Below are 17,352 nucleotides of genomic sequence, written 5' to 3'. Positions count from 1 at the left end.
CCCCAAGCCGACAGGCTTGGGGGCCTTTTATCATGCTGCCACGCGTCAGGGAATCTGGATCGCGGCGCTGCGCAACAGATTGGCGGTTTCGAACAGCGGCAGGCCCATAACGCCCGTGTAGCTGCCGTCGATGCGCGAGATGAAGGTGCCGGCCAGGCCCTGGATGCCATAGGCGCCGGCCTTGCCGAAGGGTTCGCCGCTGTCGCAGTAGCGGCCGATTTCGTCCGCTGTCAGCGCGCGCATCCAGACATGGGTGATGGACACCGCTTCGAGCAGGCGATCGCCCGTCCAGAGGGCGACGGCGGTATGCACCTGGTGCGTGCTGCCGGACAAGGCGCCAAGAATACGAATGGCGTCGTCGCGGTCAACGGGCTTGCCCAGCACGTGGCCGTCAAGGATCACGGTGGTGTCGGCGGCCAGGAGCGGCAGGACGGGCAGGGCCTGGTCGCGCATCCAGTCGCGGCCGCGCAGGGCCTTGTCGCGGGCGGTGCGCTGGACGTAGTCGGCAGCGCTTTCGCCAGCATGCTGCGGTTCGTCTTCGCCGGGCGGGGCGGGTACGCGCAAGACCTCGTGGGCCAGGCCGATCTGCGTCAGCAGTTCGCGCCGCCGCGGGCTGGCGGAAGCAAGATAGAGGCGTGGGGGCAGGGCGGGAGCGGGTTCGGTCATACGAGGGCGGCGGCTGGGCGCGCCGGCCACGCGCCTGGCTGGGAGCCGGGCGCGGATCAGGCGCGGTGATAGGGGTGGTTGGTCATGATGGCCCAGGCGCGATAGAGCTGTTCAGCCAGCACCACGCGCACCATGGGATGCGGCAGGGTCAGGGACGACAGGCGCAACTGGCCGCTGCACGAGGCCTTGAGGTCGGCATCCAGGCCATCGGGACCGCCGACCAGGAAAGCCACGTCCTGGCCGCCCGCTCGCCATTGTTCGAGCTTTTGCGACAGGGCCATGGTGGTCAGGTCGCGTCCGCGTTCGTCCAGCGCCAGGCGCAGCGCGCCAGCGGGCAAGGCGGCTTCGATGCGCTTGGCTTCGGCGGCCATCATCTGGGCGGGCGTCTTGCCGGTGGTGCGCGGTTCGGGCTTGATTTCGCGCAGTTCCAGCGCGCAGTCGGGCGGCAGGCGCTTGGCGTAGTCGTCCCAGGCGGTCTGCACCCAGTCCGGCATGCGCGTGCCCACGGCGGCGACGATCAGTTTCACGCCGCGCCTTACTGATCGGCGTCGTCGTAGGCGCCGTCGCTGACGATCGGCGCAGCCCGGGTGGATTCGGGCAGCAGTTTGACGCGTACCGGCTTGCCGCCCCAGATTTCTTCCAGGTTGTAGTACTGGCGGATGACGGGCTGCATGATGTGGACCACGAGGTCGCCCAGGTCGACGACGACCCATTCGCCGGTGTCTTCGCCTTCGATCGTGATGCCGGTCAGGTCGAGGGCACGGCCGCGATCCGCCACGCTGGAGGCCAGCGCCCGGGTCTGGCGATTCGAGGTGGCGCTTGCAATCACGACGCGATCGAACAGGCTGGTCAGATGCGTGGTGTTGAAGACCTTGATGTCTTGCGCCTTGACGTCTTCGAGGGCGTCGATGACGGCGCGTTGGAGTTTCTGTATATCCATAGCTGCAAATATAACCCGCGCACGGACAGCAGGTGCCGGTTCCGTGGCGCTGCGCGCCCAGGCGGGTGTGGGTTTATCGGTAAAGATGGTGCGCCGCAATATACGCGGCCACGGGACTGGCCAGCAGGCCGTCGGTGGATTCGCCCAGCGCCAGGCGCTGACGGATCTGCGAGGCCGATACCGGCATCGGGGCAAAAGGCAGTTCTTCGAGCTTGCGGCCCAGGCTGTCCAGCCAGGCGGCCAGTTCGGCGGGGGGCGCAAGCGGCGTGCCGGGGCGGGTCGCCACGGCCAGATCCACCAGACGGGAGATTTCCTGCCAGTCGCGCCAGGTGCAGAAATTGGCCAATTGATCGGCGCCCAGCAGCCAGACGTAACGAGCGTCGCCGGGCAGCGCCCGCAGGGTGTCGATGGTATAGGTGGCGCCGCCGCGTTCGAGCTCGATGGGGTTGACCACCAGCCCGTCGTGGCCGGCGATGGCCAGTTCGAGCATGTCGCGACGCTGCGACTCGGTGGCGTGCAGGGCGGCTCGTTGCCACGGATTGGCCGCGGGGATGAGCTGCACCTGGGCCAGGCCGAGCGCGCGCAAGGCGTTTTCGGCCAATGCGATGTGCGCGACGTGGACGGGATCGAAGCTGCCGCCCAGGAGTCCGATACGCTTCACACCCAGTCTCGCGGCGTCAGGTAGGGGGCCAGTTCGGCTTCCGGGGTACCGGCTTCCGGTTGCCAGTCGTAGCGCCACTGTGCCAGGGGCGGCATGGACAGCAGGATCGATTCGGTGCGGCCGCCGGATTGCAGCCCGAACAGGGTGCCCCGGTCGAAGACCAGGTTGAATTCGACATAGCGGCCACGCCGGTAGGCCTGGAAGTCGCGTTCGCGTTCGCCGTAGGGGATATCGCGGCGGCGCTCGACGATCGGCAGGTAGCTGGCCAGGAAGGCGTCGCCGACCGAACGAGTCAGGGCGAAGGACGCATCGAATCCCGGGGCGTTCAGGTCGTCGAAGAAAATGCCGCCAATGCCGCGGGTTTCGTTGCGGTGCTTCAGGAAGAAGTATTCGTCGCACCAGCGCTTGTAGCGAGGGTAGTAGTCGGCGCCGTGGCTGGCCAGGGCGTCGTGGCAGACCGTATGGAAATGGCGGGCGTCTTCTTCGAACGGGTAGTAGGGCGTGAGGTCGATCCCGCCGCCGAACCAGAATACGTCGGCTTCGTCGTGGCCGGGGCGGGCCGCGGCCACGAACATGCGCACGTTCATGTGCGTGGTGGGCACGTACGGATTGCGCGGATGCAGCACCATGGACACGCCCATGGCTTCCCAGCTGCGCCCGGCCAGTTCGGGGCGATGCGCGCTGGCCGACGGCGGCAGCTTGGTGCCCTTGACGTGGCTGAACAGCACGCCCGCGCGTTCGAACAGCGCGCCGCCTTCGAGCAGCCGCGACAGGCCGCCACCGCCTTCGGGCCGCGTCCATTCGTCGGCGCGGAAGGCGCTGCCTTCCGCGGCCTCAAGGGCGGCGACGATGCGGGACTGCAGGCCGGTAAGGTAGTCGCGGACCGTGGCGACGGGCAGTGCGTTCATCGGCGCTTCCGGTTACGCGTTGGACTTGGGCTTTTGCTGCGAGGGCTTCAGCGCGCGCCAGCCGATGTCGCTGCGGTACTGGCGGCCGTCGAAGTGGATGCCGTCGATGGCTTCGTACACGCGGTCTCGCGCCATCTTGACCGAATCGCCCAGCGCGGTGACGCACAGCACGCGGCCGCCGGTGGTCTTGGTGTCTTCGCCGTCCAGTTCGGTGGCGGCATGGAACACCATGCAGTCGTCGGCGTCGGCGGGCAGGCCGCGGATGACGTCGCCCGTGCGCGGGGTGTTGGGGTAGTTGTGCGAGGCCAGCACCACGCCCAGGGCCGTGCGGCGGTCCCAGGTGATGTCGGCGCGATCCAGCGTGCCGTCCACGGCGTGCTCGAGCACGTCGAGCAGGTCGCTCTTGACGCGCATCATGATGGGCTGGGTTTCGGGGTCGCCCATGCGGCAGTTGAATTCCAGCGTCTTGATGTCGCGGTCGGGATCATCGCCGGGGGCGATCATCAGGCCGGCGTACAGGAAGCCCGTGTACGGAATGCCGTCGCGCGTCATGCCCTGCACGGTCGGCAGGATGATTTCGCGCATGATGCGGTGGTGCAGTTCGGGCGTGACGATAGGGGCGGGCGAATAGGCGCCCATGCCGCCGGTATTGGGGCCCTGGTCGCCATCCTGCAGGCGCTTGTGGTCCTGGCTGGTGGCCAGCGCCAGCACGTTGCGGCCGTCGCACATGACGATGAAGCTGGCTTCTTCGCCCACCAGGCATTCTTCGATGACGACTCGCGCGCCGGCGGCGCCCATGGAGCCGTCGCCCAGCATCGCGTCGACGGCGGCATGCGCTTCTTCGAGGGTGGCGGCGACGACGACGCCCTTGCCGGCGGCCAGGCCGTCGGCCTTGATGACGATGGGGGCGCCTTCCTGGTCGATATAGGCGTGGGCCAGGGCCGGGTCGGTGAAGGTCTCGTAGCGCGCGGTGGGGATGTTGTGCCGGACCATGAAGGCCTTGGCGTAGTCCTTGGAGCTTTCCAGTTGCGCGGCGGCCTTGGTCGGGCCGAAGATTTTCAGGCCGCGGGCGCGGAAGACGTCCACGACACCGGCGGCCAGCGGGGCTTCGGGGCCCACGACCGTCAGGGCGATGCCTTCGCGCTGGACGAAATCAGCCAGTTCTTCGGCATTGGTGAACGGGATGTTCTCCATTTGCTCGGCCCGTTGCGTGCCGCCGTTGCCCGGGGCGACGTACACCTTGTGTACGCGCGGGGAGCGGGCCAGTCGCCAGGCCAGGGCATGTTCGCGGCCGCCAGAGCCAATTACCAGGAGTTTCATGTTGCGTGAGTCTTAAGGTTGCCAGTCGAGTGTCGCGGGACACCTGCCCGAGAAATAGGCCACGGACCCGGGCGGGCCCGGGTCCGGTGACAGCGTGGCGCCGGGAAGGCGGGTGCCTTCACAACGCCTGGGTCATGGAATTACTGCGCTTCGTCGAAAATGACGGTGGTATAGACTTCCTGCACGTCGTCCAGGGCTTCCAGGGCGTCGAGCAGTTTCTGCATCTTGATGGCGTCTTCGCCGGCCAGCTCGGTTTCGTTCAACGCCTTCATGACGATGCCGTCGACTTCGGCCTTCAGGCCCGCGGCGTCGAAGGCGCTGCGCACGGCGGCGTAGTCGGGCGGCGCGCAGACGACTTCGATCACGCCTTCTTCGTCGGTCGTGACGTCTTCGGCGCCGGCTTCGAGGGCGGCTTCCATGACTTTGTCTTCAGGGGTGCCGGGCGCGAAAACGAATTGGCCGCAGTGCTTGAACATGAAGGCCACCGAGCCTTCCTGGCCCAGGTTGCCGCCATTCTTGGCGAAGGCGTGGCGCACTTCGGCCACGGTGCGGGTGCGGTTATCGGTCATGCAGTCGACAATGACGGCCGCGCCGCCGATGCCGTAGCCTTCATAGCGCACTTCTTCGTAGGCGTCGCCGTCGGCGCCGCCCGCCCCGCGCTGGATGGCGCGCTGGATGTTGTCCTTGGGCATGTTGGCGTCGGTGGCCTTGTCCCAGGCCATGCGCAAGCGCGGATTGCTGTCCGGGTCGGGGCCGCCGGCGCGCGCCGCCACGGTGATTTCACGAATGATCTTGGTCCAGAGCTTTCCGCGTTTGGCGTCTTGGCGGCCTTTGCGGTGCTGAATATTGGCCCATTTGCTGTGTCCGGCCATGGCTTCCCAGATAAATTGTCTGCAAAAACGGCATTTTACCGTGCCGGCGGCCTGCGCGCCCGGGACCCTGTCGCCTGTGTCCATATTGCCACGCACAAGCGCCACGGCAGGCTCTACACTTGGGCATCTGATACCCCCGGCCCGGAGAGTTGCCCATGCCCGACCCCATCGTCATCGCCAAGAATGCGCAGACCGAGTTGGCGCTGCTGCCTGCCCTGGCCAACCGGCACGGCTGCATCACCGGGGCCACCGGTACCGGCAAGACGGTCACCCTGCAGGTGCTGGCCGAATCCTTTTCCCGCATCGGCACCCCGGTCTTCATGGCCGACGTCAAGGGCGACCTGACGGGTATTTCGCAGCCGGGGACAGCCAGCCCCAAGCTGCAGGAACGCCTGAAAAGCCTGGGCCTTGCCGAGCCGGCCTGGGGCGCCAGCCCGGTCGCGCTGTGGGACGTCTTCGGCGAGCAGGGCGTGCCCGTGCGGGCCACCATCACCGATATGGGGCCGCTGCTGCTGTCGCGCATCCTCGAACTGAACGACACCCAGGAAGGGGTGCTGACCCTGGTTTTCAAGGTGGCTGACGACGAAGGCCAACTGCTGCTGGACCTGAAAGACCTGCGGGCGATGCTGCAGAACGTGGCCGACCGCGCCGCCGACCTCAAGACCCGCTACGGCAATGTGTCTTCGGCCAGCGTGGGCGCGATCCAGCGCGGCCTGCTGGCGCTGGAGTCCCAGGGCGCCGAGAAATTCTTCGGCGAACCCATGCTGGACGTGGCCGACCTGATGCGCACCGATGCCCAGGGGCGCGGGATCGTCAACGTGCTGGCCGCCGACAAACTGATGCAGGCGCCGCGGCTGTATGCGATTTTCCTGCTATGGCTCCTGGCCGACCTGTATGAAAAGCTGCCCGAAGTGGGCGACATGGAACAACCCAAGCTGGTGTTTTTCTTCGACGAGGCGCATCTGTTGTTCAACGATGCGCCGCCGGCGTTGCTGAACAAGATCGAACAGGTGGTGCGGCTGGTGCGTTCCAAGGGGGTGGGCGTCTACTTCGTGACGCAGAATCCGCTGGACATTCCGGATACCGTGCTGGGCCAATTGGGCAATCGGGTACAGCACGCCCTGCGCGCGTTTACCCCGCGTGACCAGAAAGCCGTCAAGACCGCCGCGCAGACGATGCGGCCCAATCCGGGCCTGGACATCGAGGCGGCCATTACCGAGTTGGGCGTGGGCGAGGCCTTGGTGTCGCTGCTGGACGTCAAGGGCCGTCCCATGCCGACCGAGCGCGCCTGGATCGTGCCGCCCGCCAGCCGCATCGGCCCCGCGACCGACGCGGAACGCCAGGCCCTGCGCCAGGCCAGCCCGATGACCACGAAGTACGGCCAGGCCATCGACCGAGCCTCCGCCTACGAGGTGCTGGCCGGCCGCGCCTCGGTGCCGGCCAGGCAGGATTCGGCTGCGCCGGTGCCGACCGCGGGCGGGCCGTCGCCCGCTCCCGCCCCTGAAGAGAAGGGCGGCGGCTTCATGGATGGCCTGAATGACGTCCTGTTCGGTTCGACGGGGCCGCGTGGCGGCAAGCGCGACGGCGTGGTGCAGTCGGTGGCCAAGAGCACGGCGCGTTCCATCGCAAGAGAATTGGCACGCGGCATCCTCGGTTCCTTGCTGGGATCCAAAACCCGTCGCTGAATTCTGTATTCCATCTCTGGAACACGCGAATACCCCCAACTTTTGTAACTGGGGGTATTGCGTTGACGCCATTTATGCCTATGATTCTGGGCGGTATAACCCAGGATTCGAAAGGACAGAGCGGTGGCGAAGAAACACAAGATTGCGGTGCTTCCAGGAGACGGTATTGGCAAGGAGGTCGTGCCGGAAGGCCTGAAGGTGCTCGAAGCCGTCGCCTCGCGCTTCGGCATCGATTTCCAGTGGGACCACTTCGACTGGAGCTGCGATTATTACGCCAAGCACGGCAAGATGATGCCGGACGACTGGCAGCAACAGATCGGTCAGCACGAAGCGATTTTCTTCGGGGCCATCGGTTGGCCCGCTACCGTGCCCGACCACGAGGCGCTGTGGGGGTCGCTGTTCAAGTTTCGCCGCGAATTCGATCAATACATCAATCTGCGTCCGGTGCGCCTGATGCCCGGGGTGCCGTCGCCGCTGGCTGACCGCAAGCCCGGCGAAATCGATTTTTTCATCGTTCGTGAAAATACCGAAGGTGAATATTCCAATAGCGGCGGCATCCTGTTTGGCGGAACCGAGCGCGAAGTGGTCATCCAGGAAAGCGTATTTACCCGTGTGGGTGCAGACCGCGTGCTGAAGTTCGCATTCGAACTGGCGCAAAAACGGGGCAAGCACCTGACGGCGGCCACCAAGTCCAACGGCATTTCCATTTCGATGCCCTGGTGGGACCAGCGGGTGGCCGACATCGCCGGGAACTATCCGGATGTGCGCTGGGACAAATACCATATCGACATCCTGTGCGCGCATTTCGTGCAGCACCCCGATTGGTTCGATGTGGTCGTGGCCTCCAATCTTTTCGGCGACATCCTTTCCGATCTCGGCCCGGCTTGCACGGGTACGATCGGCATCGCGCCGTCGGCCAACCTGAACCCCGAACGCAAGTTCCCGTCCCTTTTTGAACCCGTGCATGGCTCCGCACCCGACATCTACGGCAAAGGCATCGCCAACCCGATCGGCCAGATCTGGAGCGGCGCGCTGATGCTGGACTTCCTGGGCCACCCCGAGGCCTCGGCGGCCGTGGTTCGCGCCATTGAAACCGTGTTGGCCGATGGCCCGCGCACGCGCGACATGAAGGGCACCGCTTCCACCGCTGAAGTCGGCGATGCCATTGCGTCGCTGATCGCGGCGGGCTAGTCGTGCATTTCCAGGGGGCCGAGGACATGGTCGATTCCATTGCTTCTACCTCCACTCAGGTGGGTGGCAGCCGTGCCGACCGTTTCGCTCGCAAGCTGTTCCGCATGATGCGGTCGCGCACGCAGCGCCACAACCAGCACCTGTGGCCCTTCGTCCGCATCTGGCGCAATCCGGCCGGGGTGATCTGCGGTTTCCGTGCCTTTGGCCGGTCGCTGCCGATCACGCCGCTCGAGCAGGGCTACGACCCGGCCGACGACGAGATGCACCTGATCCTGAGCGGCCCCTCGGTCGCCGACATTCCCTATGACCGCCTGAAGATCCGGGCGGCGATGGGGGTGAATGGCTCGATCGCGCTTGCCCGCAAGTTCGATCTGCCATTCAAGTATTACTGCATCATCGACCAGAACTTCGTTCGCGACCGTATCGACCTGGTGCGCGAGATCGTCGCCTGTGATCTCACCTTGTACGTGTTGCCCGAAGTGCTGCGCTACATCATGCAAGGGATTCCGCAGGAGTTCATACGCTGCCGTATCTGCATCATCGAGCTGATCTCCGAACGCGCCTACCAGCGTAGCGCGGCACCCGCCGTGCTCAAGCGCATGGTGGCGGCGTCGCCCGACCTGCAGTTGCTGGACGCCAAGCAGGGGCTGGGCTACAGCTTCAATGCCTCTCTGGGCGTGTTCGATGCCGATACGGTGGCCTATGTGGCGCTGCAGGTAATGATTTCAGGCGGCGCACGCAAGGTGTACCTGCATGGGCTGGACCTGACGCTGCAGCATGGCATGCGTTTCTACGATGAAGGGGCGACGCCGCAGACCAGTCGCCTGGCGCGCAATTTCGCCCGTCTCATCGAGCCGTCGTTCCGGTTTGCCGCCCAGCAATGGCGTGGCCGAGGCGTGTCGGTAATCAATCTGTCACCCGTCAGTGCGATACCGCCGGATGTGATCGAACGGCAAAACTGGCAAGCGTTGTTGAACAACTGAAAACAAAGGGCCTGGCAATTTCTTGCCAGGCCCTTTGCGTTGCAGGATGCCCCGTCGTGATCAGTGGGCGCCTGCCGCCGCCTCGGCCGCGCCACCGCCGCCACCGGCCTTCGCGGAGCGCGGCTTGGCGAACCAGACCAAGCCGATCAGCATCAGGAAAATGACCGCCGACGCATAGAACACATCGACCGCCGACATGGTGAACGCCTGGGCGTTGATCATGCGGTCTACCGTGGTCAGGGCCTGTTCGTGCGACATGCCCACGCCGTTCTGCAGTGCGTTCAAGGTCTGGTCGAACGCCTGTTGGCCGGGCTTGGCGGCTTCGGTCAACTGGGAGTGGTGCAGGGTCGCGCGGTTTTCCCAGAGCGTGGTGGCGATCGAAGTGCCGAACGCGCCTGCGGTCAGCCGCAGGAAGTTCGACAGGCCCGAGGCCGCCGGAATGCGCCACGGTTCGATGCTGGACAGCGTGATCGAGGTCAGCGGCACGAAAAACGCCGCCATGGCTGCGCCCTGGATGATCGTCGGGATCATCAGCGTGCGCACGTCGGTCTGGGTGTTGAAGCCCGACCGCATGAAGCAGACCAGCGCGAAGATCATGAACGCGGCCGTGACGATCTGGCGCGGGTCGCGCGTGGCCAGCATCTTGCCCACCATGGGCGTCAGCAGGATTGCCAGAAGGCCCACCGGGGCCGTCACCAGGCCTGCGTACGTGGCGGTGTAGCCCATGTAGCTTTGCAGCCAGAGCGGCAGCAGCACCACGTTGCCGAAGAACACGCCATAGGCGACTGCCAGGGTGACGGCGCCCACGGTGAAGTTGCGGATCTTGAACAGGCGCAGGTCCACCACCGGGTGCGCGTCGGTCAGTTCCCAGATCAGGAAAAACACGAAGGCCACGAAGGCGATGGCCGCCAGCGCGATGATGGTGGGGCTGGCGAACCAGTCCAGTTCCTTGCCCTTGTCCAGCATGATCTGCAGCGAACCCACCCAGACCACCAACAGTACCAGGCCGAGCTTGTCGATGGGCAGCTTGCGGGTCAGTGATTCGCGGTTGCCGTAGATGCGCCAGCTGATCCAGGCGGCCAGCAGGCCCACCGGAACGTTGATGTAGAAGATCCAGGGCCAGGTGTAGTTGTCGGAAATCCAGCCGCCCAGCAAGGGCCCGGCCACGGGGGCGACCAGGGTGGTCATGGACCAGACCGCCAGCGCCATGCCCGCCTTGGATTTCGGGAAGCTGGCCAGCATCAGCGTTTGCGACAGCGGGATCATCGGGCCGGCCACGGCGCCTTGCAGCACGCGGAAGGCGATCAGCGCTTCGAGCGAAGGCGAAAAGCCGCACAGCCACGACGCCAGCACGAACAGCAGCGTCGAAATCAGGAACAACCGTACCTGGCCGAAGCGCTGGGTCAGCCAGCCGGTCAGCGGCACCGTGATGGCATTGGCCACGGCGAACGAGGTGATGACCCAGGTGCCCTGGCTGGAGCTGACGCCCAGGTCACCGGAAATCGTCGGGATGGAGACGTTGGCGATCGAGGTGTCCAGCACGTTCATGAACACCGCCGTGGACAGCGCGATCGATCCGATGATGCGGGTCGCGCCTTCCAGTGGCGGGTAGGTGCCGGGCGGGAGTACGGTCGGCTCGGCGGGGGCGCCGCCGGCCGCGGGCTGTGCGGGGGTGCTCATGGGAGCGCTTCCTTACTTGGCGCCGCGCGCCGAGCCTTCTTTGGTGGCGGGCGACGGGGCCGCCTGCGGGGTGAATTCGTCGGAGGCAAGGTTGGCCTGGATGATGTTGCTGATCATCGCGTCCACCTCGTCATGCGCCGGTTCGAACGCGCGGGTCGACCAGGCCGGTTCCTTGCGGGCGGCCGCGGTCAGCGGCTCGCCTTCCTGCTTGCCGACGTCGACTTCCACGTCCATGGACAGGCCGACGCGCAGCGGATGGGCCTTCAGATCGTCAGGATTGAGCGCAATGCGCACCGGTACGCGCTGCACCACCTTGATCCAGTTGCCGGTGGCGTTCTGCGCAGGCAGCAGGGCAAAGGCGCTGCCGGTGCCGGCATCCAGGCCGGCGATGGTGCCGTGATACGTGACCGAGCTGCCGTACAGGTCGGCCACCATCTTGACGGGCTGGCCGATGCGCATCTTGCGCAGCTGGCCTTCCTTGAAGTTGGCTTCGACCCAGACCTGGTCCAGCGGCACGACGGTCATGAGCGCGGCGCCCGGGGCCACGCGCTGGCCTACCTGCACACTGCGGCGGGCGATGACGCCGCCGACGGGGGCGGGCAGCACGGTGCGCGATTGCGCCAGCCACGCGTTGCGCAGGCCGGCGACGGCCTGGCGCACGTCGGGGTGGTCCGCCACGGTCGTCCCTTGGGTCAGGGCCTGGTTGGTGGCCAGCTTGGCGCGCGAGGCGGCCAGTGCGGCACGGGCTTGCGCCAGGCCGGACTGGGCGGTTTTCAGGGCGGCTTCGGCATGCAGGATCTCTTCGCCGCTGACGCCGCCGGACTTGGCCAGTTGCTGGCGGCGGCTGACGTCGCTCTGGGCGCGGGTCAGTTCGGCCTGAGCACGCAGGATGTCGGCGTTGCGCAGGTCGACATCGGCCGCCAGTGCGTCGTTCTGCACATAGTAGGTACGGACCTGGCGCACCATCTGCGCCAGCTTGGCCTCAGCCTGCTGCAGCGCGACTTCGGTGTCGGCCGGATCCAGGCGCACCAGCGGTTGGCCGGCGGCGACGGTTTCGGTGTCGTCGGCTTCGATGGCGATGACCGTGCCGGGCACTTGCGGCGTGATCTGCACCAGGTTGCCGTGCACGTAGGCGTCGTCGGTGCTTTCGAAGTGGGCGCCGAACAGGGCCCACCAGATGCCGTAGGCGATCGCGAGGACGATAAAGACCCCCGTGGCGATCAGCAGCAGGCGTTTGCGGGCGGGATTGGTCGTGGGAGTGGTGGCTGCGTTCATGACGTCTGAATCCGGAGCGTTCAATGAGTGGAGTTCGTGGCGGGCGCGGGCTGGGCAGCGGGCGCGGGGGCGTAGCCGCCGCCCAGCGCGTTGGCCAGGTTGGCGTCGAGCTGGTAGGCGCGGATGCGCAGGTCGGTGTCCAGGCGGGCTTGCGTGAGCACGCCGGTCTGCGCGATCAGCACGGTCAGGTAGTTGCCCATGCCGGCCTTGTAGCGGTTGACCGCCAGGTCGTAGGCGGCTTCGATGGCTTCGCGCGCCTGGTGCTGCTGGGCTCTTTCCTGGTCCAGCAGGCGCAGGCCATCCAGCGCGTCGGCCACCTGGTGCACGGCGTCCAGCACCGTCTGGTTGTAGTCAGACACCGCCAGATCCGCGTCGGCGCGACGGCCGGCCAGGTTGGCGTTCAGTTCGCCGCCGTGGAAGATCGGCAGGGTGATGGCCGGGCCGATGCCGGCCGTGCGGCTGGCGGCGCCCAACAGGTTGCCGGTGCCCAGCGCCTGGAAGCCGACGAAGGCTGCCAGGTTGACGTTGGGGTAGAACTCGGCGCGGGCGCTGTCGATCTGGTGGCGCGCGGCTTCGGCGCGCCAGCGGGCGGCGACCACGTCGGGGCGGTGGCCGAGCAGATCCAGCGGTACGCTGGCCGGCACGCCGCCGCCGGGGGCGGTCAGCGCCACGGCGACCAGCGATTGGCCGCGCTGGGGTCCGGCACCCACCAGCGCCGCGACCTGGTTGCGCAATTGCGCCAGGGTGGTTTCGTTCTGGGTCAGCTCGACCCGGCCGGCGGCCAGGGACGATTCCGCCTGTTTGACCTCGACCTGGGTATCCAGGCCCGCCGAGTAGCGGCCGCGGGTCAGGGACAGCACATCCTCGCGCTGGGTCAGCACGCGCTTGATGACGTCACGCTGGGCAAAGGCATTCTGCAGGTTCAGGTAGGCGCGCACGGTGGCGCTGGCCAGCATGTTGCGGGCGGCCTGGGCATCGGCTTCGGCGGCGGCTTGTTGCGACACGGCGGCCTGCAGGCGCGATCGGTTCTTGCCCCAGAAGTCGAGCTCATAGCTGAAGTCCAGCGCCAGCCGGTTGTCGCTGACGACGGATCCGCCCAGCGGCGCCGGATAGATATAGTCGCTGGACAGGTGTTCGCGGGTCAGGGAGTAGTCGGCGTCGACCCGGGGCAGCAGGGGCGCTCGGGCCGTGCTGACTGCGGCATTGGCCTTGGCCAGGCGCGCCTGCGCAGCCGTCATGGACGGGCTGTTGGCCAGCGCTTCGTCCATCAGCGTGTTGAGCTGGCTGTCGCCGTAGCGTTGCCACCACTGTGTTTCGGGCCAGGCGGTGGCCTGGGCGGTCAATCCCAGCTTGGCTTCGTCCAGGGCCGCGACGGGCGTGGGCCCGGGTTCCATCAGGGCGCAACCGCTCAGGGCGAGCACTAATGCGGTAGAAAGAAGGCGTTTCATCCTGACAATCTGCTGAAAGTAATTGATTAATCTGTATTTGCCTAGGCAAATATTATGTCAAATAAAGCCCCTGTGGCCAGGGGCGGCAGGCGCTCGCGGGAGCGCCGTCAGCGCTCGGGCGCGACGCCGGAGGCGGAGCCGTTGGCGATCATGCGGCGCATGAAGTGCATCAACTGCGCCACCTCGTCGGTGGAAAATCCCCGCAGGTGGTGGTTCAGTACACGGGCGATGTTGGGCGGAATGTTGCGCGCCTTTTCTTCGCCGAGTTCGGTCAGTTCAATCTTAACGACGCGCCGGTCTTGCTGGCTGCGGGCCCGCCGCAGCAGGCCTTTGGCCTCGAGGCGGTCGAGCGCGCGGGTCATGGCGCCGGTATCCATGCCGTTCAGGCGGGCCAGTTCGGCCGGCGTGTCGGCCCGACCCAGGTACAGCATGGCGATGGGGCGCCATTGCATGGCCGTCAGGTCGAGCGGCGCCATTTCCTGATCCAGCATGCGGTTCAGGGAGTTCGCGACCAGCTTGATCAGGTAGCCGGCATTATCCTCTGTCATGCAGCGGGTGTCCCCGCGGTAATGAATCGGATTTTCGGAAGAATCAGGGCGTGACGAGGCATTCATGTCGCGAATTTTACTGCCTAGTCAGTAATTGTCAAGGCTGCTGTTTGGGGACGCCTTCGGGCGCATTTTCGAGGGCGGCAGGCGCCTTGCGCAGCCCCGACCAGACGATGGCGGCCACGATCAACGCGGCACCGGCCATCATGCGCACGGTGGGTTGCTGACTGAACAGCACCCAGGCGAACGCGATGGCATAGACCGGTTCCAGCGCGATCACCAGGCCGGCGCTGCGCGCATTCAGGCGGGTCAGGCTGGAGACGAACAGGAAATGCGACAGGCCGGTGCAGAACACTCCCAGCAGTGCCAGCCAGAACCAGTCCAGGGCGGGCAGCGCGGGCAATTGGCCGGCCGCGAACGGCAACATGACCAGGGCCACGATCAGGTTCTGCCAGCAGGCCACCTGCATCGGGTCCATGCCGGATGCCGAACGCCGGTTGCTCAGGGCGAGCAGCGCGAAGGTCAGGCCGGACAACAGGCCCCAGGCCAGGCCGATGGTGCCCTGGTCGGCCAGGTCGAACGACGGCGTGACCAGCACCAGGCCGGCCGTGACCAGGCCCAGCAACAGCCATTCGGCGAGCCGCACGCGTTCGCGGAAGATCAGGCCTTCGAACAGCGTGATGAAGGCGGGGAAGCTGGCAAATCCCAGCGTGGCGATGGCGATGCCGCCCACTTTCACCGAAATGAAGAAGGTGACCCAGTGCGCCGCCAGCAGGGCGCCGGCCACCACCAGCACGAACAACTGGGCCGGGGTCAGGGCGCCGAGCAGTGGGCGGCGGCGCATGCGCGCGAACAGGCTCAGCGAGATCACGGCGAAGACGGCGCGTCCCAGGGTGATGACCGCGGCGCTGGCCTGGATCAGTTCGCCGAAAACGCCGGTCAGGCCGAACAGGATGGCGGCGATATGGATATAGGTCAGGGCGCGGTGTCGGGTCATTCGAGGCGGAAGGCGAAGGCGGAAGGCGGCTAAAAAAGCGCGGCCGGGCGTGCATTTGGTCATGCACTGAATCTAAAATCATCGCATGAATCGCATTGCCAGGCTTTTGCCGGTCTCTCGTCCCTCCAGCCGCGCGGCCGGCTTTTTCATGGCCGCCCTGGGCGCCGTCCTGTTTTCGGGCAAGGCCATCGTCGTCAAGTTCACCTACCGCTACGGTATCGACGCGGTCACCCTCATCGCATTCCGCATGTTGTTCGCCATGCCATTCTTCGCGGCGGTGGCGTGGCATCAGTCGCGCCTGGCGGCCCGCGGCCAGATCGTGGTGATGACCTGGACGGAACGCCTGCAGGTCTGCCTGCTGGGGCTGCTGGGGTATTACCTGTCCAGCTTCCTGGATTTCCTGGGTCTGCGCTATATCACCGCCAGCCTCGAGCGCCTCATCCTGTTCCTGTCGCCGTCGTTGGTCGTGCTGCTGTCCGCGTTCTGGTTCAAGCGCCCGGTCGAGCGCCGGCAGTGGCTGGCCATGGGGTTGTCCTACGCGGGCGTGGTGCTGGTGTTCGCGCATGATCTCAGCTTCGGCGGATCTGCCGCGGTGCTGACAGGGTCTTTGTTCGTTTTCGGCTCGGCGCTCAGCTATTCTGTGTACCTGATCTGCTCGGGCGAACTGATCAAGCGCGTCGGGCCGACGCGACTGGTGGCGTATGCCATGCTGGTGTCCTGCGTGGCCTGCATCGTGCAGTTCTTCGTGGTGCATCCCGCATCCGTGCTGGTCCAGCCCCTGGGCGTCTACGGTTATTCGATCATCCACGCCACCCTGAATACGGTGGCGCCCGTGTTCATGCTGATGTGGGCAGTGGCGCTGATCGGCGCCCCGACCGCGTCGCTGCTGGGCATGATCGGGCCGGTGTCGGTGCTGTTCCTGGCGTCGTGGTTCCTGGATGAGCCCGTTACCGCCTGGCAGTTGGCGGGCACCGCGCTGGCCCTGGCCGGCGTGTTCGTATTGATGGGGGGCGGGGCTGCCAAGCCACCGTCCGCCGCGCGGGGCGGTTCGGCCCCCGCGCGCTGAAGTCTGGTTTTCTCGGTTGATTCGCAACATTTCAATGAAAGGAGGCCAGCATGGCCAGCAATCTCGTCAAGGCAATCCGTATCGAGCAGCACGGCGGTCCCGAAGTCCTGAAACTGGTGGAAGTCGAAGTACCGCCGCCCGCCGCCAATGAAGTCACCATCGACCAGCATGCCGCCGGCCTGAATTTCATCGATATCTATTTCCGGACGGGCTTGTATCCCCACCCGCTGCCGCACGGCCTGGGCTTCGAGGGCGCGGGCGTGGTCACCGCCGTGGGCGCCGACGTCAAGCACCTGAAAAAGGGCGACCGCGTGGCCTATGGCCAAAGCCCGATCGGCGCTTACGCCAAGGCTCGCAACGTGCCCGCCAACCAGGTCGTCAAGGTGCCCAAGGGCATCGGCTTTGACGAGGCCGCCGCGCTGATGCTCAAGGGCCTGACCGTGCAGTACCTGTTCCGCCAGACCTACCGCCTGCAAGGCGGTGAGACCATCCTGTTCCACGCGGCCGCCGGGGGCGTGGGCCTGATCGCCTGCCAATGGGCGCGTGCCCTGGGCGTGAAGCTGATCGGCACCGTGTCCAGCCCCGAAAAGGCTGAACTGGCCCGCGCCAATGGCGCCTGGGAAACCATCGATTACTCGCGCGAAAACGTGGTCGAGCGCGTGCTCGAACTGACCGGCGGCAAGAAGGTGCCGGTGGTGTACGACGGCGTGGGCAAGGACACCTGGGAAACCTCGCTGGACTGCATCGAGCCGCGCGGCCTGATGGTCAGCTTCGGCAACGCATCCGGTCCGGTGGCGGGCGTGAACCTGGCGGTGCTGAACCAGAAGGGCAGCCTGTACGTCACGCGTCCGTCGCTGGGCGTGCACGTCAACACGCTGGAAAAGCTGCAGGCGGCCTCTGAAGAACTGTTCGACCTGGTCCTGAAAAAGAAGATCAAGGTCCGTATTGATCAGCGCTACAGCCTGGAACAGGCCGGTGAAGCCCAGACCGCGCTGGCCTCGCGCAAGACCACCGGCGCCACGGTGCTGATGCTGGACTGAGTTTCCGGCTTGTCCGGCAGGGCCCCGACGGCGGAACGCGTTGCGCGTTCCGCCGTTTGCTTGGACGTGCGC

17 protein-coding genes are annotated in these 17,352 nt (G+C 66.2%); 5 read left to right on the top strand and 12 right to left on the bottom strand.

From position 1 onward, the window contains the following. Positions 1 to 45: 45 nt before the first annotated feature. The 7 genes from AC6LJ2_RS28510 to AC6LJ2_RS28480 form a co-directional block, all read right to left on the bottom strand. Positions 46 to 666 (bottom strand): Maf family protein, encoded by a 621-nt coding sequence (locus tag AC6LJ2_RS28510; protein WP_445658584.1) that lies wholly within the window; start codon positions 664 to 666, stop codon positions 46 to 48. Positions 667 to 722: 56 nt separating this feature from the next. After that, entirely contained in the window at positions 723 to 1,193 is a 471-nt protein-coding gene (gene rlmH / locus AC6LJ2_RS28505; RefSeq protein WP_006387790.1) for a 23S rRNA (pseudouridine(1915)-N(3))-methyltransferase RlmH, read from the bottom strand. A gap of 8 nt (positions 1,194 to 1,201) precedes the next feature. Further along, positions 1,202 to 1,606: a ribosome silencing factor gene (gene rsfS, locus AC6LJ2_RS28500; RefSeq protein WP_263913679.1), complete on the bottom strand. Its 405-nt coding sequence runs from the start codon at positions 1,604 to 1,606 to the stop codon at positions 1,202 to 1,204. A 73-nt stretch (positions 1,607 to 1,679) separates the two neighbouring features. Further along, positions 1,680 to 2,267: a nicotinate (nicotinamide) nucleotide adenylyltransferase gene (gene nadD, locus AC6LJ2_RS28495; protein ID WP_263913680.1), complete on the bottom strand. Its 588-nt coding sequence runs from the start codon at positions 2,265 to 2,267 to the stop codon at positions 1,680 to 1,682. Beyond that, positions 2,264 to 3,175: an oxygen-dependent coproporphyrinogen oxidase gene (hemF, locus tag AC6LJ2_RS28490; protein WP_263913681.1), complete on the bottom strand. Its 912-nt coding sequence runs from the start codon at positions 3,173 to 3,175 to the stop codon at positions 2,264 to 2,266. Before hemF ends, nadD begins: the two co-directional genes overlap by 4 nt. A gap of 12 nt (positions 3,176 to 3,187) precedes the next feature. Beyond that, positions 3,188 to 4,495 (bottom strand): phosphoribosylamine--glycine ligase, encoded by a 1,308-nt coding sequence (purD, locus tag AC6LJ2_RS28485; protein ID WP_175192673.1) that lies wholly within the window; start codon positions 4,493 to 4,495, stop codon positions 3,188 to 3,190. A 140-nt stretch (positions 4,496 to 4,635) separates the two neighbouring features. After that, a complete protein-coding gene (locus AC6LJ2_RS28480; RefSeq protein WP_263913682.1) occupies positions 4,636 to 5,367 on the bottom strand; it encodes a YebC/PmpR family DNA-binding transcriptional regulator in 732 nt (243 codons plus the stop codon). A 155-nt stretch (positions 5,368 to 5,522) separates the two neighbouring features. Here AC6LJ2_RS28480 and AC6LJ2_RS28475 point away from each other — a divergent pair, with 155 nt between their 5' ends. From AC6LJ2_RS28475 to AC6LJ2_RS28465, 3 genes are all read left to right on the top strand, one after another. After that, positions 5,523 to 7,052 carry a helicase HerA-like domain-containing protein gene (locus AC6LJ2_RS28475; protein WP_263913683.1) on the top strand — a complete coding sequence of 510 codons (1,530 nt, stop codon included), beginning with the start codon at positions 5,523 to 5,525 and terminating at the stop codon, positions 7,050 to 7,052. A 123-nt stretch (positions 7,053 to 7,175) separates the two neighbouring features. Beyond that, positions 7,176 to 8,243 (top strand): tartrate dehydrogenase, encoded by a 1,068-nt coding sequence (locus AC6LJ2_RS28470; RefSeq protein ID WP_498152653.1) that lies wholly within the window; start codon positions 7,176 to 7,178, stop codon positions 8,241 to 8,243. 26 nt (positions 8,244 to 8,269) lie between these two features. Then, complete coding sequence (locus AC6LJ2_RS28465; RefSeq protein WP_263913685.1) at positions 8,270 to 9,226, top strand: WaaZ-like lipopolysaccharide core biosynthesis protein; 957 nt, start codon at positions 8,270 to 8,272, stop codon at positions 9,224 to 9,226. A 60-nt stretch (positions 9,227 to 9,286) separates the two neighbouring features. Here AC6LJ2_RS28465 and AC6LJ2_RS28460 read toward each other — a convergent pair whose 3' ends face one another. The 5 genes from AC6LJ2_RS28460 to AC6LJ2_RS28440 form a co-directional block, all read right to left on the bottom strand. Then, a complete protein-coding gene (locus AC6LJ2_RS28460) occupies positions 9,287 to 10,906 on the bottom strand; it encodes a DHA2 family efflux MFS transporter permease subunit (protein WP_263913686.1) in 1,620 nt (539 codons plus the stop codon). Between the two features lie 12 nt (positions 10,907 to 10,918). Beyond that, a complete protein-coding gene (locus AC6LJ2_RS28455) occupies positions 10,919 to 12,181 on the bottom strand; it encodes an HlyD family secretion protein (protein WP_263913687.1) in 1,263 nt (420 codons plus the stop codon). 20 nt (positions 12,182 to 12,201) lie between these two features. Continuing rightward, positions 12,202 to 13,629 carry an efflux transporter outer membrane subunit gene (locus AC6LJ2_RS28450; protein WP_445658587.1) on the bottom strand — a complete coding sequence of 476 codons (1,428 nt, stop codon included), beginning with the start codon at positions 13,627 to 13,629 and terminating at the stop codon, positions 12,202 to 12,204. A 107-nt stretch (positions 13,630 to 13,736) separates the two neighbouring features. Continuing rightward, on the bottom strand, positions 13,737 to 14,243 hold the full coding sequence (locus AC6LJ2_RS28445; RefSeq protein ID WP_263913689.1) for a MarR family winged helix-turn-helix transcriptional regulator: 507 nt from the start codon (positions 14,241 to 14,243) through the stop codon (positions 13,737 to 13,739). A 31-nt stretch (positions 14,244 to 14,274) separates the two neighbouring features. Continuing rightward, a complete protein-coding gene (locus AC6LJ2_RS28440) occupies positions 14,275 to 15,174 on the bottom strand; it encodes a DMT family transporter (RefSeq protein ID WP_498152652.1) in 900 nt (299 codons plus the stop codon). An 85-nt stretch (positions 15,175 to 15,259) separates the two neighbouring features. Here AC6LJ2_RS28440 and AC6LJ2_RS28435 point away from each other — a divergent pair, with 85 nt between their 5' ends. Then, the gene (locus AC6LJ2_RS28435) at positions 15,260 to 16,240 is read left to right on the top strand and encodes a DMT family transporter (protein ID WP_498152651.1); all 981 of its coding nucleotides are present in this window, start codon (positions 15,260 to 15,262) and stop codon (positions 16,238 to 16,240) included. Positions 16,241 to 16,290: 50 nt separating this feature from the next. Next, entirely contained in the window at positions 16,291 to 17,280 is a 990-nt protein-coding gene (locus AC6LJ2_RS28430; RefSeq protein WP_263913692.1) for a quinone oxidoreductase family protein, read from the top strand. Positions 17,281 to 17,352 lie beyond the last annotated feature (72 nt).

It is taken from the genome of Achromobacter sp. 1014246743, from assembly GCF_059760725.1.
This window is presented reverse-complemented; position numbering and strand designations above follow the sequence as displayed.